The 15,810-nt window shown below is 74.0% G+C and carries 14 protein-coding genes; 8 read left to right on the forward strand and 6 right to left on the reverse strand.

Features of this window, described 5'->3' with window-relative positions; translation table 11 throughout:
* The first annotated feature begins 47 nt into the window (after positions 1–47).
* Complete coding sequence (locus AB0D94_RS15115) at positions 48–1,076, forward strand: MerR family transcriptional regulator (protein ID WP_362051256.1); 1,029 nt, start codon at positions 48–50, stop codon at positions 1,074–1,076.
* Here the strand turns inward: AB0D94_RS15115 and AB0D94_RS15120 are convergent.
* Both AB0D94_RS15120 and AB0D94_RS15125 read right to left on the reverse strand, forming a co-directional pair.
* Positions 985–1,575 carry a sigma-70 family RNA polymerase sigma factor gene (locus tag AB0D94_RS15120; protein ID WP_362051258.1) on the reverse strand — a complete coding sequence of 197 codons (591 nt, stop codon included), beginning with the start codon at positions 1,573–1,575 and terminating at the stop codon, positions 985–987. The genes AB0D94_RS15115 and AB0D94_RS15120 overlap by 92 nt on opposite strands.
* Before the next feature lie 183 nt (positions 1,576–1,758).
* Positions 1,759–2,466: a YoaK family protein gene (locus tag AB0D94_RS15125; protein WP_362051260.1), complete on the reverse strand. Its 708-nt coding sequence runs from the start codon at positions 2,464–2,466 to the stop codon at positions 1,759–1,761.
* Between the two features lie 68 nt (positions 2,467–2,534).
* On the opposite strand from AB0D94_RS15125, the gene AB0D94_RS15130 reads away from it, so the two are divergent.
* The 4 genes from AB0D94_RS15130 (at position 2,535) to AB0D94_RS15145 (ending at position 7,071) form a co-directional block, all read left to right on the forward strand.
* Positions 2,535–3,128: a histidine phosphatase family protein gene (locus AB0D94_RS15130; protein WP_362051262.1), complete on the forward strand. Its 594-nt coding sequence runs from the start codon at positions 2,535–2,537 to the stop codon at positions 3,126–3,128.
* Between the two features lie 88 nt (positions 3,129–3,216).
* Positions 3,217–4,752, forward strand: a complete 1,536-nt coding sequence (locus tag AB0D94_RS15135) for an APC family permease (RefSeq protein WP_362051264.1) — start codon at positions 3,217–3,219, stop codon at positions 4,750–4,752.
* A 122-nt stretch (positions 4,753–4,874) separates the two neighbouring features.
* The gene (locus tag AB0D94_RS15140) at positions 4,875–5,303 is read left to right on the forward strand and encodes a universal stress protein (protein ID WP_362051266.1); all 429 of its coding nucleotides are present in this window, start codon (positions 4,875–4,877) and stop codon (positions 5,301–5,303) included.
* A gap of 268 nt (positions 5,304–5,571) precedes the next feature.
* The gene (locus AB0D94_RS15145; protein WP_362051390.1) at positions 5,572–7,071 is read left to right on the forward strand and encodes an FUSC family protein; all 1,500 of its coding nucleotides are present in this window, start codon (positions 5,572–5,574) and stop codon (positions 7,069–7,071) included.
* 21 nt (positions 7,072–7,092) lie between these two features.
* On the opposite strand, the gene AB0D94_RS15150 is transcribed toward AB0D94_RS15145, so the two are convergent.
* Positions 7,093–9,405 (reverse strand): helicase, encoded by a 2,313-nt coding sequence (locus AB0D94_RS15150; RefSeq protein WP_362051268.1) that lies wholly within the window; start codon positions 9,403–9,405, stop codon positions 7,093–7,095.
* Positions 9,406–9,557: 152 nt separating this feature from the next.
* Between AB0D94_RS15150 and AB0D94_RS15155 the strand changes: the two genes are divergently transcribed.
* The 3 genes from AB0D94_RS15155 to AB0D94_RS15165 all read left to right on the forward strand — a co-directional run bounded on the left by AB0D94_RS15155 (position 9,558) and on the right by AB0D94_RS15165 (position 12,658).
* Positions 9,558–10,133 (forward strand): GNAT family N-acetyltransferase, encoded by a 576-nt coding sequence (locus AB0D94_RS15155; protein WP_362051270.1) that lies wholly within the window; start codon positions 9,558–9,560, stop codon positions 10,131–10,133.
* Positions 10,134–10,374: 241 nt separating this feature from the next.
* Entirely contained in the window at positions 10,375–11,535 is a 1,161-nt protein-coding gene (locus AB0D94_RS15160; RefSeq protein ID WP_362051272.1) for a nitric oxide synthase oxygenase, read from the forward strand.
* A gap of 55 nt (positions 11,536–11,590) precedes the next feature.
* Positions 11,591–12,658: a lactonase family protein gene (locus AB0D94_RS15165; protein ID WP_362051274.1), complete on the forward strand. Its 1,068-nt coding sequence runs from the start codon at positions 11,591–11,593 to the stop codon at positions 12,656–12,658.
* Positions 12,659–12,766: 108 nt separating this feature from the next.
* Here the strand turns inward: AB0D94_RS15165 and AB0D94_RS15170 are convergent, their stop codons facing one another.
* The 3 genes from AB0D94_RS15170 to AB0D94_RS15180 form a co-directional block, all read right to left on the reverse strand.
* Positions 12,767–13,681 (reverse strand): hypothetical protein, encoded by a 915-nt coding sequence (locus AB0D94_RS15170; protein ID WP_362051276.1) that lies wholly within the window; start codon positions 13,679–13,681, stop codon positions 12,767–12,769.
* Between the two features lie 95 nt (positions 13,682–13,776).
* On the reverse strand, positions 13,777–14,463 hold the full coding sequence (locus tag AB0D94_RS15175; protein ID WP_362051278.1) for a uracil-DNA glycosylase: 687 nt from the start codon (positions 14,461–14,463) through the stop codon (positions 13,777–13,779).
* A 91-nt stretch (positions 14,464–14,554) separates the two neighbouring features.
* Positions 14,555–15,646: an exo-alpha-sialidase gene (locus AB0D94_RS15180; protein WP_362051280.1), complete on the reverse strand. Its 1,092-nt coding sequence runs from the start codon at positions 15,644–15,646 to the stop codon at positions 14,555–14,557.
* Positions 15,647–15,810: the final 164 nt, after the last annotated feature.

The raw sequence follows: 15,810 nt of genomic DNA on the forward strand, positions 1-15,810 counted from the left end.
CCGCGGATGAGCGCCGCACAGCGGCGAGACACCCCTAGGGTGATCGCGTGCACCCCGAGCCGCGGCCCCCACTGCCGCAGGACCTTCCCGCCGCCGCGCTGTCCACCGGCGCCGTGGCCCGGCACCTGGGGGTCTCGCCGACCACGCTGCGCTCCTGGGAACGCCGGTACGCCATCGGCCCGGCCCGCCGCGAGGGTGGCCGTCACCGCCGCTGGACCCCGCAGGACGTCGCCCGGCTCGAGCTGATGTGCCGGCTCACCGCACGCGGCGTACCGCCCGCCGAGGCCGCCCGGGCCGCACGGGGCGCGGCCCCCTCGGGCCCGGCCCGGCAGCCGCGGGGCGGGCCCGGCGGGCAGGGAGCCCTGCCCCTCGGGGAGGTCCGTCCGGAAAGCAGGGGGCTCGCGCGGGCCGCCGTACGACTGGACGCGTCCGCCGTGCAGGAGCTGCTGGAGGCAGCCCTCGCGGAACTCGGCCTGGTCACCGCGTGGGAGGAGATCATCGCGCCGACCCTGCACGCGGTGGGCCGCAAATGGGCCTCGGCGGGGGAGCGTTACGTGGAAGTGGAACACCTGCTTTCCTGGCACGTCTCCGGGGCCATGCACCGGATCCGGCCCGTGCCGGGGCCGCCGCGCACCCCGCCCGTGCTCCTGGCGTGCGTGCCCGGCGAGCAGCACAGCCTGCCCATCGAGGCGCTGGCCGCGGCCCTCGGGGAACGGGGCCTGCCGGTACGGATGTTCGGCGCGGCCCTGCCCGCCGAGGCGCTGCGCGACGCCGTACGCCGTACCGGGCCGCGGGCGGTCGTGCTGTGGTCGCAGTCCCGGACGACCGCCGACCCGGCGCTGGCCCGGGCGGTGGCCGGCATCGAATGGGGCCTGCGCGGTGCACGCGGGCGCTCGGCGCTGCTGCTGGCCGGGCCCGGCTGGGGCGCGGCCGCCGCGGACCCGCGTACCGGGCGGTTGTTCGGGCTGCGCTCGGGACTCGACGTCATCGCGGAGCTGGCAGCGGGCGGGCATCCGGCCGGCGGGCTTCCAGCGAGCGGCGGAGCACCAGCAGGGCCCGCCGCATATGGCTCTTGACGGTGCCCAGCGGCAGCCCGGTGCGGGCCGCGATCTGGGTCTGGGTCAGGTCCCCGTAGAAGGCCAGGCACACCACGCGCCGCTGCGCGGACGGCAGTCGGGCCAGCTCCCCCAAAACCAGGACCCGGTCCACGACCCGTTCCGGCTCCGCCTGCGGATGCGCTCGGGCCCCCGGATTCCGGGCGGGGTCGTCGAAGGCGCGCACGGCCGCGGCGGCTGCGCGGGTCCGCCGGGTGCGCGCCTCCAGGGCGTCGGCCACCTTGTGCCGGGTGATGCCCGTGAGCCAGGCCCCGAGGCCGCCCGGCCCCGGCCGGTAGCCGCGCCGGCCGCGCCAGGCGGCCAGGAAGACCTGCTGGGTCACGTCCTCGGCCTCGCGCTCGTCGCCCAGCGAACGCCGTGCGAGGGAGTGCACCAGCGGCCGCCAGCGCCGGTAGACGGCCTCCGCGCAGTGCTCCTCGCCCGCCGCGAATCCGGCCGCGACGCGTTCCTCGTCGTCCATGGACCGAGCCTCGCCACCACGGACCGGGCCAGCCAACTCGCACCGTTTCCGCACCGTTTCCGCATCGAATCCGCGTCGGGCGGCTCCGGGCCCCGGCTCACGGTGACCCGTGAGGCGCCCCGGCGACCTGGCCGTCCGGTGCCCGCCGGCCCGTAGGGCGTGGCCGGTAGCCGCGGGATCCGCCTACGCGGTGTGCAGCCGCGGCAGCCTGCGGTGCGCCAGGGCCGCCGACGACACCACCACCGCGGCCGGCAGCAGCAGTTCGCCCACCGTCCAGCCGGCCCGTACCAGCAGCGCCCCCGCCAGTCCGCCCGCGAACATCGCCAGCACCGCCAGGCCCCGGCGCACCCAGCCCGACGTCCCGTACCCGAAGGCGGCGTCCCGTCCGAGTGCCGAACCGCCCACCAGCGCGGTCATCGACCGGGTGACCAGGGTGGTCGGCACACCGGGCAGATCGACCCGCATGCTCGTCACGTTGCGGAAGCCCATGGCCGTCGCCAGCAGCGCGGTGACCACCATGTGCCGGGCGGTCGGACCGCCGTACCGGGGCACCAGGTCCCAGCCGGTGGCCGCCGCCGCGACGACCAGTGCGGCCTCCGCGTACAGGCCGATGCCCATCCAGCGCCACCCGCGCGCCTCCGCCACCGACTCCAGCCGGGCTCCGCCCACCGCCCCGAGGACGAAGGCCAGCAGCGAGACGGCGGAGGGCAGCGCCGGGAGGTTCCCCTCCCGCGCGACCCCGAACGCCAGGAAGAGCACGTTGCCCGTCTGCATCGCGGTGAACACCGGACCCAGCGCGAGCAGGCTCACCGCCTCGACCAGTCCCGTGACCGCCGTGAGGACGATCATCAGGGCGGCCAGCGACGGCCGTGTCGGCTGTGCGTCCTTCATGACGCCCGACAGTGACACGCCCCTGCGGCCCTCCGTCGCCGACATGCCGCAGGACGTAGGCTCCGGGGGTGAGTGACCTGCTGCTGGTGAGGCACGGCGAGACGGCATGGAGTGCGGACGGACGGCACACCGGGCGCACGGACGTGCCGCTGACGGCGCGCGGCGTGGAAGAGGCCCTCTCGCTGGCCCCGTACTTCCAGAACCGGCATCCGGCCCTGGTGCTCACCAGCCCGCTGCGCCGGGCCGTCGCCACGGCCGAACTCGCCGGACTCACCGGCGGCCTCCCGGACCCCGACCTCCTCGAATGGGACTACGGCGGCTACGAGGGCGTCACGACAGCGGAGATCCGGCGGACCCGTCCGGACTGGTCCCTGTGGGCTCACGGCGTCCCGCCGGGCGACGCGGCGCACCCCGGTGAGAGCGCCGCCCAGGTGGCTGCCCGGGCCGACCGGGCGCTGGCCCGCGTCGCCCCGGTGCTCGCCGCGGACGGGGGCGCCGTGGTGCTGGTGGCCCACGGCCACTTCCTGCGCGTCCTCACCGCCCGCTACCTGCGGCTCGGTCCCGAGGAGGGCCGTCTGTTCCTCCTGCGGACGGGCACGGTCAGCGTGCTGTCCACGGAGCACGGCCTTCCGGTGATCGCGGGCTGGAACATCAGCCCCTGAGGCCTCGATGCCCTGACGCCCCGAGTTCCTGCCCCACGTGCGGCCGCTCCGCCTCGCGCGGCGGCAGCGGGTGCGTGACGATTCGTACATGGCCCACGACGGCACGGCTGGTGGCGGCGGCCCGGAGCTCGACACCACGGACGGCACGGGACTCAAGGCGAATGCGATCGGCTTCCTCGACGCCCTCGTCATCGGCCTGAACTCCACCTCGCCCGCCTACTCCCTGGCGGCAGTCCTCGGGCCGATCGTGGCCCTGGCCGGGATCTACGCCCCGGGCGTGATGCTGGCCTCCTTCGTCCCGATGCTGCTGATCGCCGCTGCCTTCTACTACCTCAACAAGGTCGACCAGGACTGCGGCACGACCTTCTCGTGGGTCACCCGGGCCATGGGCCCCTGGGCGGGCTGGCTCGGCGGCTGGGCGATCGCCCTGACCGGCGTCCTGGTCATCGGTTCGCTGGCCGACGTAGCCGTCCACTTCGGCCTCCTCGCCGCGGGCCTCGACAGCTGGGCCGCCAACGACCTGATCCGCCAGACCCTGACCGTCGCCGTGATCCTGGTCATGACCGCGATCTGCGTCATCGGCACCGAGCTCTCGGCCCACCTCCAGGACATCCTCATCCTGGCCCAGGTCTTCTTCCTGCTGGCCTTCGCGGTCGTCGCGATCTACCGGATCTACGCCGGCACCAGCACCCTCGACTCGATCGAGCCGTCGGTCGCCTGGCTCAACCCCTTCGGCGCCGGTGGCGCCGCGCTCACCGGCGGACTGCTGCTCGGCGTGTTCATCTACTGGGGCTGGGAGTCCGCGGTCAACCTCACCGAGGAGGTCGAGAACTCCGCCACCGCGCCCGGCAAGGCGGGCGTCTGGTCCACCGTGGTGCTCCTGGTGACCTACCTGTCCGTCGGCTTCGCCGTCGTCGGCTACGCGGGCACCGCCTTCCTCGCCGAGAACGCGGGCGAGGAGGAGGCGATCTTCGCGGTACTCGCCCACGAGGTGATGGGCGGTTGGGACTGGGTCGTCCTCCTCGCGGTCTGCACCTCCGCGCTCGCCTCCACCCAGACCACGATCATCCCCGCCTCCCGCACCGCCCTGTCGATGGCCCGCCGCCACGCCCTGCCGCCCGGCCTCGCGCACATCCACCCGCGGTTCCGGACCCCGGACGTGAGCACGTGGTGGGTGGCCGGCATCGCCATCGCCTGGTACCTCGTCGTCAACCAGATCAGCGAGAACGCGCTCCTCGACTCGCTGACCGCCCTCTCCCTGCTGATCGCCTTCTATTACGCGCTCACCGGCCTGGCCTGCGCCATCTACTACCGCCGCCACCTCCTGGAAAGCCTGCACAACTTCCTGCTCATCGGGGTCGGCCCGGTGGTCGGCGCGGCCCTGCTGACCTGGCTGCTGGTGGAGTCCGTCGGGGACATGTCGAACCCGGAGAACTCGGCCAGCGGCGTCTCCTGGTTCGGCCTCGGCCCGCCGCTCGTCATCGGGATCGCCATCGGCGTCGTCGGCCTGCTCGTGATGTGCTTCTGGCGGCTGAAGGACGGTACGTACTGGCAGGAGCGGCGCGGCGTGGCGGATCCGGACCTCGTCCACGGCACGAAGAAGGCGCCCGGAGGCGAAGCCTGAGGCCCCGCCCCACTGCCGAGGCCTGATGCCCCGCTATGAAGCCCAGTCCTGAGGCCCAGCCCTGAACCCCAGTCCTGAAGTCCAGCCCCGAAGCCCGCTGGCCGCCGTGAGAGGAGACCCCGATGTCCGTCGTCCTCGGGTACGACGAATCGCCCGGCGCGGAACGGGCCCTGGAGGTGGCGCTGGAGGTCGCCAGCGCCTTCGGAGAGCCGCTCGTCCTCGTCTACGGCGCTGCCGCCCCCGGCGTCACGGGGGAGGAGTACCGGGCCCACCGCGAGGCCGTCCGCCAGGCCGGGCAGAGCGCCCTCGCGCGCGCCGTCCGGGCCGCCGACGAGGCGGGGGTGCCCTCGACGGTCGAGGTGCGCGACGAGAAGCCGGCCCAGGCCCTCCTCGCGGCCGCCGAACGCCACCACGCGCGGGTCATCATCGTCGGCAGCTGGGGGGACAGCCCGATCCGCGGAGCCCTGCTCGGGTCCACCCCGCACAAGCTGCTGCACCTCTCACCCGTTCCCGTCCTGTGCGTGCCGACGGAGAACCCCTCCGCGAGATAGTGGTCCGTTGGCCCGCCGGTGGCCGAAGATCACGCCATTTTCCTGGGCCAATGGCCCAGTCATCGGAGGCTGGGTTGAGCCAGTGGGCCTTCGGATGCTTTTCTGTGGCATATCCAAGTACTTATGGCGCTGCGCAGCGCCGGACGGCAACGAGGCCGGATCCGGACCGCGGCGCCTTCGCCGTGCCCGTCCGCCGCCCACCACCCCCGGGCGGCCGCCGGGCCGGCGCGCACCACTGCAAGGGGGGCGGCACACCGCCGTGAAGAGGATGTTCGTGGCTCCGGATCCGGGGCGTCTGAGGCTCAGGAACTCACTGCGCGCGGTGCTCGGCGTCGCCCTCGCCGTGGCCACCGCCGAGCTGTGCGGTCTGTCGCTGACCGCCTCCATCACCGGGGGACTGGCGGCCCTGCTGGCCCTCTTCACCGTGACCGACTCGACCGTGCGTGCCCAGCGGGTCACCACGGCCCTGCTGCCCCTCGCCGGATTCCCCGTCCTCGCGCTGGCCACGACCCTCCACGGGGTGCCGCTCGCCCGCGACGCGGCCTTCCTCGCCGTCGTCTTCGCCGGGGTCTACGCCCGGCGCTGGGGGCCGCGCGGGCACGCCCTCGGGATCTTCGGCTTCATGCACTTCTTCGTCACCCAGTTCCTGCACGCCGTGCCCGGGCAGCTGCCCGAGCTCTACGCCGCCGTCGGCCTGGCGCTCCTCGCCGCCGGGGCCGTGCGGTTCGTGCTCTGGCCCATCGAGCGGCGCACCCCGCCGCCGGCCGCCGCGCCCGCGCTGCCGGGTACGGGGCTGGCCCGGCCCACCACCAGGCAGGCCTTCCAGACCACCGCCGCCTGCGCCTTCGCGCTCGGCATCGGCCAGGCCCTCTCCGAGGACCGCTGGTACTGGGCCGTCGGAACCGCCTGGTGGATCTTCGTGAACACCGCCTCCCGCGGGGAGACCCTCGTACGGGGCTTCCGCCGTGTCCTCGGCACCGTCATCGGCATCGCCGCCGGTCTGCTGATCGCCGTGCCGCTGCACGGCGCGGCCGCGCCCACCGCCGTACTCGTCGCCGTATGCGTCTTCGGGATCTTCTACACCGCCCCCGTCTCGTACAGCTGGATGATGCTGGCCGTCACCGTCATGGCCGGCCTGCTCTACGGACTCCTCGGCGTGCTGCACCCCGGGCTGCTGCTCCTGCGCTTCGAGGAGACCGCCGTCGGCGCCCTCGGCGCCGCCCTCGCCGTGGTGCTGGTGCTGCCCGTCACCACCCACGCCACCAACGAGGCCTGGATCCAGCGCGCCCTGCGCTGCGTGCACGCCGCCACCGGGGAGGCGGCGTCGCGGCTGGCCGGCTCGGAGTCGGCCGACCCCACCCCGCACGCCGCGGAGCTGGAGCTGCTCCTCGCCCGGGTCCGGATGGCGCTGGCACCGCTGGTGCACCCGCTCAGCCCCTTCCGCGCCCGCAAGGCCCGCGCCCGCCAGGTGATCGCGCTGCTGGACGACTGCGCCCGGGAGGTGCGCGGGCTGGTCGCGGTCGCCGCCGACCCGGCGGCCTCGCACGACGCCCGGCTCGCGGCCGCGTGCTGGCGGGTGGAGGCGGCCGTGGAGGCCCTCACCGCCGGGGAGCGGGAGCTCGAGGCGACCGCCGCCTCCCGCGCGCAGGCCCGCCCCGCGCCCGCCACCGAACCGGCCCTCGCCCATCTCCACGGCCTGGAGCGGGCGCTGGCCGAGCTGGCGACGCCCCTGCACAGCGACCCCCGGAGCCCCCTGATCCGGGCCTGACTTCTGGCCTCGCCGGCCCTTTCAGCCTCGCCGGGCCGGTTCGGCTCCGGCGGGGCTGAAGAGGCCGGTCGTCCCGGCCGGCAGCCGGTCCGGGGTGTGCACCACGCCGAGGACCTGGGTGGGGCGGGTCAGCGCCACGTACAGGTCGCTCGGCTGGAGGTCGGCCGGCTCCACCACGATCACCGTGTCGAACTCCAGCCCCTTGGCCTGCCGCGGGTCCAGGAGGACGACCTCCCGGGTCAGGTCCGGCTCCTCGTCCGCCCGTACCCCGGGCAGTACGGCGGCCAGCGGCCCGTGCAGCGCGCGCGGGGCGATCACCGCGAGCCGCCCCTCGGCCGGCAGCCCCCGTTCCACGGCCTCCCCGACCGCCCGGGCCAGGTCCCCCGTCGCGCGGGCCCAGGGCCGCACCCCGGTGGACCGTACCGACCGCGGCGGCTCGAAGCCCGGGTCGCGGGCGCGCAGGACGGCCGCCGCCACCTCCATGACCTCGGCGGGCGTGCGGTAGTTCACCCCCAGCCGGACCAGCTCCCAGCGGTCGCCCACGTACGGTTCGAGGATCCGCCGCCAGGATCCGCAGCCCGCCTCGTCGGCCGTCTGCGCAGGATCGCCGACCAGGGTCATCGAGCGGGTCGGGCAGCGCCGCATCAGCAGCCGCCAGGCCATCTCCGAGAGTTCCTGCGCCTCGTCCACGATGACGTGCCCGAAGGCCCAGGTGCGGTCGGCCGCGGCCCGTTCGGCCGTGCTGCGGTGGTCGGCCTCCTCGTGCCGCTCCGCCATCCGTTCGGCGTCGATGATGTCGTGGGCCGCGAGGAACTCGTTCTCCTCGTCCTCGAACTCGTAGGACTGCGAGCCCTCCGACAGGTCCAGCACCCCCTGCGCGTAGGCGACCCGCCGCTCCCGCTCCCGCTCCTCGGCCGCCCGGCGGGCACTGTCGTCCTCCCCGAGCAGCTCGGCCGCCTCGTCCAGCAGCGGCACGTCGGCCGGGGTCCAGGCGGGCCGGGCCGAGGGCGCGCGCCGGATCAGCTCCGCCTCGTGGGCGGGCAGGTGCGCGGGGTCCGCCAGGAAGTCGGCGACCAGCCGTTGCGGGGTGAGCGAGGGCCACAGGACGTCGATCGCGGCGTGCACCGCGGCGCTCGTCGCGATCTCCTTGCCGAGCTGGGCGACGTCGTCCGGGCCCAGCAGGTTCGGGCCGCCGTACGGATCGGCGCCCAGCCGGTCGGCGAGCTGCGCGGTGAGGGCGTCGATGATCCGGAAGGCGAAGACGGGCCGCGCCTGGTTGTGCGGCAGCCCGGTGGCCCGGGCCCGGTCGCGCGCCTCGTACGCCATCGGGCGGTCCAGCAGCAGGGTCCCGTAGTCGTCGTGGTCGATCTCCAGCGCGGCTTCGGGCACCGTGTCGTACTCCTCGCCGCTGCCCGCCGGAACCGTGTCGGGCAGCCGTTGGCGGTCGGCGACGACCGCCGCCAGCACGTCCGCCATCGAGGCCCGGCCCTTGACCGCGGCGGCGCCCGGCCGGTCGGTGCCGGTGGCGCGCACGCCGGGGAAGAGCTCGCCCGGGGTGGCGAGGAGGACGCCGGTCTCGCCGAGCGCCGGGAGCACGCCGCCGATGTAGCCCAGGAAGGCGGGGCCCGGACCGACGATCAGCACCCCGCGCTTGGCGAGCAGCTCGCGGTGGGCGTACAGCAGGTACGCGGCGCGGTGCAGGGCGACCGCCGTCTTGCCGGTCCCGGGACCTCCCTCGACGACCAGCACCCCGCGGTGGGTGGAGCGGATGACCCGGTCCTGTTCGGCCTGGATGGTGCGCACGATGTCGTGCATGCGGCCGGTCCGGGCGGCGTCGAGCGCGGCGAGCAGCACGGCGTCCGCGTCGGCGCCCTCGTACCCGGTGCGCTCGGCGTCGGTCAGGTCGAGGATCTCGTCGTGGAGGGCGGTGACCACCCGGCCGCGGCTGCTGATGTGCCGGCGGCGGCGCAGCCCCATGGGGGTGTGCCCGGTGGCGAGGTAGAAGGGCCGGGCCACGTCGGCGCGCCAGTCCAGGACCAGCGGGGTGCGTTCCGTGTCGTCGGCGCGGATTCCGATGCGGCCGATGTGGTGGTCGCGGCCGTCGGAGAACTCAAGCCGGCCGAAGCAGAGGCCGTTCTCGCCTCCATTCAGGGCGGATAGCAGACCGGACTGCTCGGCAACCATGACATCGCGCTCCAGCCGGGCCTGGAACCCGCTGCCGACATCGCGCAATGCCCCGCCGACCGCACGTTCGGCCTGGTCACGCAGATCGTCGAGGCGCCGATAGAGGTCGGTGACGAATTGCTGCTCTTTCCGGAATTCCTCGGTTGACAATTGCGCTCCCGCCGCGATAAGGTGTCCTTCGTAGCTTCTTCATGTCTGCGTTTCCGCAAGATATGAAACAACAAATATACGCATCCCGATCCCTCGGTAGTCAATTGGCGCAGCCAATTCGGCCGGGGGATTTTTTGCGTACGGTGGATCCCATGACCACCGCACACGGATCCGCCGACGGCATCGTCTACCGCCTCGCCCGCCCCGGTGACGCGGGCGCCATCGAGGCCCTGGACAGCTCCTTCACCACCGACACCGTCTTCGAGGTGGCCGTCACCGATGCCGCCTTCACCCTGCGCGAGGTCCCGGTGGACCCGCCGGTGCACAAGGTGTTCCCGCCCGAGGAGCACGACGAACAGGCCCTCGGCGGCGGCACGGACTCGGCCGGGGACGCGTGCACCTACGTGGCCCTCGACGGCGGACAGCTGTGCGGCTTCGCGGCCGTGGGCTACACCCCCTGGAACCGGCGCCTGACGATCGAGGACATCGAGGTCTCGCCCGCCCACCGGGGCCGCGGCATCGGCCGTGCGCTGATGGAGTGCGCGGCCGAGTTCGCCCGCGAACGCGGCGCCGAGCACCTCTGGTTGGAGGTCAGCAGCGTCAACGCCCCTGCGGTGCACGCCTATCGGCGCATGGGATTCGCCTTCTGCGGACTCGACACCGCCCTCTACGGCGGCACGCCCGCCGCCGGCGAGCAGGCGCTCTTCATGAGCCGGCCCTGCGACTGAGCCGCCACGCGGCGGAACCGCCGCCGATCCGTCCCCGTGGTCAACTCCCGGAATTGCGCCGGATCGTACGCCCTGCGGGCCTCGCCCGCAGGGCCGATCAGTGAAGATCACTCGGAGGAGTGTTACGGGCGTCCGAGCCGTACGGCGTTGACCTGCGGCATGTACAACGGGTGATTGTTCATTGCACATTCATCCGGCACGTACAGGGTGGATCTGGTCGGACAGGGGGTAACCGCCCGGAATGGAAATACTTCAACAGCGCTCCACCACCGCTCAGGTGTGGGAAGCGGCCGAGGAGTTCATCCGACTCTTCCACAGGGAGAACAAGAACGCCGGTGATCCGCGTGCCCGGCTCGCCGCCGTACGGGCCGAGCTCGCGGACACCGGCACCTACCGGCACACTCCCGAGGAACTGGTCCACGGAGCCCGCGTGGCCTGGCGCAACAGCAACCGCTGCATAGGCAGGCTGTACTGGAACTCCCTGCGGGTGCGCGACCGCCGGGAGCTCACCGACGCGGACGCGATCGCCGCCGAGTGCTTCGAGCACCTGCGCGAGGCGACCAACGGCGGCCGGGTCCGGCCCACGATCACGGTCTTCGCCCCCGACGCTCCCGACCGCCCCGGGCCGCTGATCTGGAGCGAGCAGCTCGTCCGGTACGCGGGCTACGGGGACCACCACTCCGTGACCGTCGGCGACGCCCGCAACGCCCCGCTCACCGAGGCCCTGCTCCGGCTCGGCTGGACCGGGGGCGCCGGCACCCCCTTCGACCTCCTCCCGCTGGTGGTCCAGGGGGTCGACGACAAGCCCCGCTGGTTCGACACCCCCGCGGACGCCGTGCTGGAGGTGCCGATCACGCACCCCGACGGCGACGGCGACGGCGACGGCCGCGGCGACGGCTGGGCCGACTGGCGGCTGCGCTGGCACGCCGTACCCGCCATCTCCAACATGTGCCTGGAGATCGGCGGGATCCACTACCCGGCCGCCCCCTTCAACGGCTGGTACATGGGCACCGAGATCGGCGCCCGCAACCTCGCCGACGCGGACCGGTACAACCTCCTGCCGGCGGTCGCCCGCCGACTCGGCCTGGACACCACCACGGAGCGCTCGCTCTGGAAGGACCGCGCGCTGGTGGAGCTCAACCGGGCCGTCCTGCACTCCTTCGACCGGGCCGGGGTCACCATCGCCGACCACCACTCCGAGTCCCGGCGCTTCCTGACCCACCTGGAGCGGGAGGAGCGCAAGGGGCGCGAGGTGGGCGCCGACTGGTCCTGGATCGTGCCCCCGATCTCCGGTTCCGCGACGCCGGTCTTCCACCGCACCTACGAGGACCGGCCGAGCAGCACGGCCTACGTCCACCACCCCGGCGCACAGGAACGCGCCCAAGGACGGGATTTGGTCTAGACCTTCTGTTACGGTCGGCTCCGTACGGATCCTGGACGGCGGAGAGGGGCACCCAGTGGACGGCGCGGACAGGACGGACCGGGGCGGCGGACACCGGTGCCACATCGGCTCGTTCACCTCGGGGGGCGGCCGCGGCATCACCACCGCGGCCGTGGATCCGGCGACCGGAGCCCTGACCCCGCTGGCGGCCTGCGACACCGTCGCGGACCCCTCGTACCTCGCGTTCGCCCGCGACACCGGGGTGCTCTACGCGGTCAGCGAGACCGCGCGGGGCGCGGTGTGCGCCTTCCGGCCGACCGCAGGCGGGCTCACCGCCCTCGGTCCGGCCGTGCCCGTCGAGGGCTCGGGCCCCACCCATCTCAGCGTGGCCGGCGGCCGGTTGCTCACCGCCAACTACACCTCCGGCAGCGTCAGCAGCCTCCCGCTCGCCGTCGACGGCCATCCCGGCGGGCCCGCGTCCGTCCTCGAACACCAGGGCTCGGGGCCCGACGCGGACCGCCAGGAGCGCCCGCACGCCCACCAGGTGCTTCCGGATCCGAGCGGCCGCTGGGTGCTGAGCGTGGACCTGGGCACCGACTCGGTACGGGTGTGCGCGCCGGACCCGGCCACCGGGGAGCTGCGGGTGCACTCCGAGACCGCGCTGCGCGCCGGGACCGGACCGCGCCACCTCGTCTTCCACCCGGACGTCGCGGTGGCCTACGTCCTGCACGAGCTGGAGCCGCAGCTGACCGTCTGCCGGTGGGATCCTGTCTCCGGGCGACTGGAACCGGTCGCAGAGGTCCCGATGGCCCCTGAGGGCCCTCCAGGTGCCGTACGGGCCTATCCCTCGGCGGTCGTCGCCTCGCCCGACGGACGCTTCCTGTGGGCCGCCGTCCGCGGAGCCGACACCGTCGTCACCTTCTCCCTCGCCGACGGGGCCGAGAAGCCGCGGCTCAGCAGCACCGTGGACTGCGGAGGCAGCTGGCCGCGCGATCTCGTCGCCGACCCCTCGGGGCGCCGGCTGTACGCGGCGAACGAGCGCTCCGGGGACGTCACCTGGTTCGAGGTGGACCCGCTGACCGGGCGGCCGCACCGGACGGGCTCGGTGGCCGTGCCCGCCGCGACCTGCGTGGTCTTCGGCTGACCCGCTCCACTGCCTGCCTGCTCGCATGCCCGGTCGGGTGGCGGCTGACGAACGAGTGCCCCGCCACCGGGATCCGGCGGCGGGGCACTCGTGCACGACGTGGGCGGGTCAGTGGGAGGTGGCTCCCTGGGTGATCCCCAGAACGGCCGCGTACTGCGCGACGGCCAGCTTGCCGAGCGCCGGGTAGGCCCCGAGCACCTCGGCGGTGGCGCAGTCGGCCTCCTTGCAGGCGGTGTCGAGCAGCCCCTCGGCGGCCTCCGGGCCGATCAGGTACGGGGCGAGCGCCAGCTGCGTGGAACCCTCGCGGCGCAGCTGCTCGGCGACCGCGGCCACCGAACCCTCCTGGTCGAGCGCGGCCGCCTGGACGGGCACGGCGAGGCGGGCGGCCAGCAGCATGCCGGTGATCCCGGCGGCCTGGACGGCCTCCTCGCCACCGGTGGTGGCCAGGACGATGCCGTCGGCGGCGGTGGTCACCGTGAAGAGGCGGGCGCGGTCGGCGCGGGCCAGGCCAGCCTCCGACAGCCGCACGTGCAGGCCCTCGGCGAGCAGCGGGTGCGGGCCGAGCACGTCGGCCAGCTCGGCGGCGGCCGAGGAGTCCATCAGGGCCTGGCGGACCCGGCGCAGCAGATCACTGTCCGGACCGGCCAGCAGCGGCACGACCACGGCGTCCGGGCCGGTCGGCGCGGGCACCTCGTGGCCGGCGGCGCGGGCGAACTCCGCGCGCGCCGCACGCTCGGTCGCGACGGCGGTCAGCACACCGGACAGGGACGGGAACTCGGAGGCGTCGTCACCGTCGAGGTAGCCGATGCGGGCGTCCAGGCCCGGCAGTTCGGAACGGCCGATGCTGATGATCTCTTCCGCGAGCCCCCGCGAGGCGGCCGAGGGGGCACCGGGCACGGCGAGCACCAGCGCGGGCGCGCCCTCGGGCGCCACCGCGGGCTCGGGCCGGCGGTGCCGTCCGGTCTGGCGGGGTCGCGGCATTCGTACGGGCAGGCCATTTGCGGGCCCAGTGGGGGAGCTCATGGCGCCGCATGCTACTGGCTTATCGGAACCGGGTGTTCGGGCAGGGCTGGCTCGCATGGCATCTGTCCGTATTTATCCGGTGAATGTGAGAAAGGTCAACTGACGGACGGCAAGCGCCAGTCCACAGGCTGTGCACCCTGGCCCTCGAGCAGCGCGTTGGTCCGGCTGAACGGCCTGGAGCCGAAGAACCCGTAATCGGCGGACTTGGGGGAGGGGTGGGAGGACTCCACCACGGGCAGTTCGCCGAGCAGCGGACGCAGGTTCCGGGCCGCCCGGCCCCAGAGGATGGACACCAGCGGCTTGCCGCGCGCGGCAAGGGCCCGGATGGCCTGGTCGGTGACGGCTTCCCAGCCCTTGCCCTGGTGCGCGTTCGACCGGCGGGGAGCGGTGGTCAGGGAGCGGTTGAGCAGCAGTACGCCCTGCCGCGTCCACGGCGTGAGGTCGCCGTTCGCCGGCCGGCCGGTCGCCAGGTCCCGGTGCAGTTCCAGGAAGATGTTGTCCAGGCTGGGCGGAACCGGCTGCACCTCGGGGGCCACCGAGAAGGACAGGCCCACGGCGTGCCCCGGGGTGGGGTAGGGGTCCTGGCCGACGATGAGCACCTTGACCTCGTCGAAGGGCTGCTGGAAGGCGCGCAGCACATTGGCCCCGGCGGGTACGTAGGTCCTCCCCGCCGCGATCTCGGCGCGCAGGAAGTCGCCCATGGCGGCGATCTGCCCCGCCACCGGCTCAAGAGCCCGGGCCCAGCCCGGCTCGACGATCTCGTTCAACGGTCGTGCTGCCACGGTGGATCACTCTACTGGCCGATCCGCCGCGCCCTCGACCGATCTCGGCTTCCGCCCCGCGTGCTCCCTGCCCGGCTTCCCCCCCCTCTCCCTACCCGCTCAGCTGCGCCGCCCGTACGCACAGCACGTCCGGCAGGTGCTCGGCCAGGAGCTGCCAGTTCTCGCCGTCGTCATGGCTGGCGTACAGCTCGCCGTTGCGGTTGCCGAAGTAGATCCCCGCCGGATCCGCGTCGTCCGTGCACAGCGCGTCGCGCAGCACCGTCCCGTAGTGGTCCCCGGCCGGAAGGCCGCGTGACAGGGGCTCCCAGGTGGCCCCCGCGTCCTGGGTGCGGAAGACCCGGCACCGGTGCTCGGCCGGGACGCGGTCGGAGTCGGCATTGAGCGGGAAGACGTAGGCGGTGTCCGGCCGGTGCGGATGGGCGGCCACCGCGAACCCGAAGTCGGAGGGCAGGCCGCCGCCGATGTCGGTCCACCTGGCCCCCGCGTCGTCGCTGCGGTAGACGCCCCAGTGGTTCTGCAGGTAGAGCCGGTCCGTGTCCGCGGCGTCCTGGGCGATCTTGTGCACGCACTGGCCGAACTCCGGATGCGGATCCGGCAGGAACACCGCCGAGACCCCTTCGTTGGACGGGGACCAGCTCTCCCCGCCGTCCTTGCTGCGGAACACCCCGGCGGTGGAGACCGCCACCGTCACCGCGTCGGGGTCGCGGGGATCGGTGATCACCGTGTGCAGGCCCTCGCCGCCGCCGCCCGGCTCCCAGCTCTTGCGGCTCGGGTGCTCCCACAGCGGGCGGACCAGCTCGAAGGACTCGCCCCGGTCGGTCGAGCGGAACAGCGCGGCCGGCTCCGTCCCCGCGTACACCACGTCCGGGGCCTCCGGCCCGGCCGGATGCAGCTGCCAGACCCGCTCCAGCGAGGCGCCGGTGTCCTTGGGGAACTTCACCGCCGGGGCGGCGGGCTCCCGCCAGGTCGCCCCCAGGTCGTCGGAGGTGAAGACGGACGGCCCCCAGTGCAGGCTGTCCGCGCCCACCAGCAGCCGGGGCACGGGGCCCCGCCGGTCGACGGCGGCCGCGTAGACGGCCTGGGCGTTGAAATGGGGTCCCTCGAACTCCCAGGGGCCGTCCCCTCGGCGGCGGCCGGTGAACAGTCCCTTGCGGGTCCCTACGAGCAGCAGTACGTCGGCCATGGCCGGCACCTCCGGACTTCGTCGTCCTCAGCGGGTGTTCGGATGTTGCATGCGATGTCTTCCGGCCAGTCTGCACCCGCCCGCTGACAGCGGCCCGGCGGGCGCCGCGGTGCCCCGAGTGGCTGATCGATAGCGACCGTTCACAGGTCGGAAATGGCTACTGC

This window comes from Streptomyces sp. NPDC048255 (assembly GCF_040652415.1).
Classification (GTDB): Bacteria; Actinomycetota; Actinomycetes; order Streptomycetales; family Streptomycetaceae; genus Streptomyces.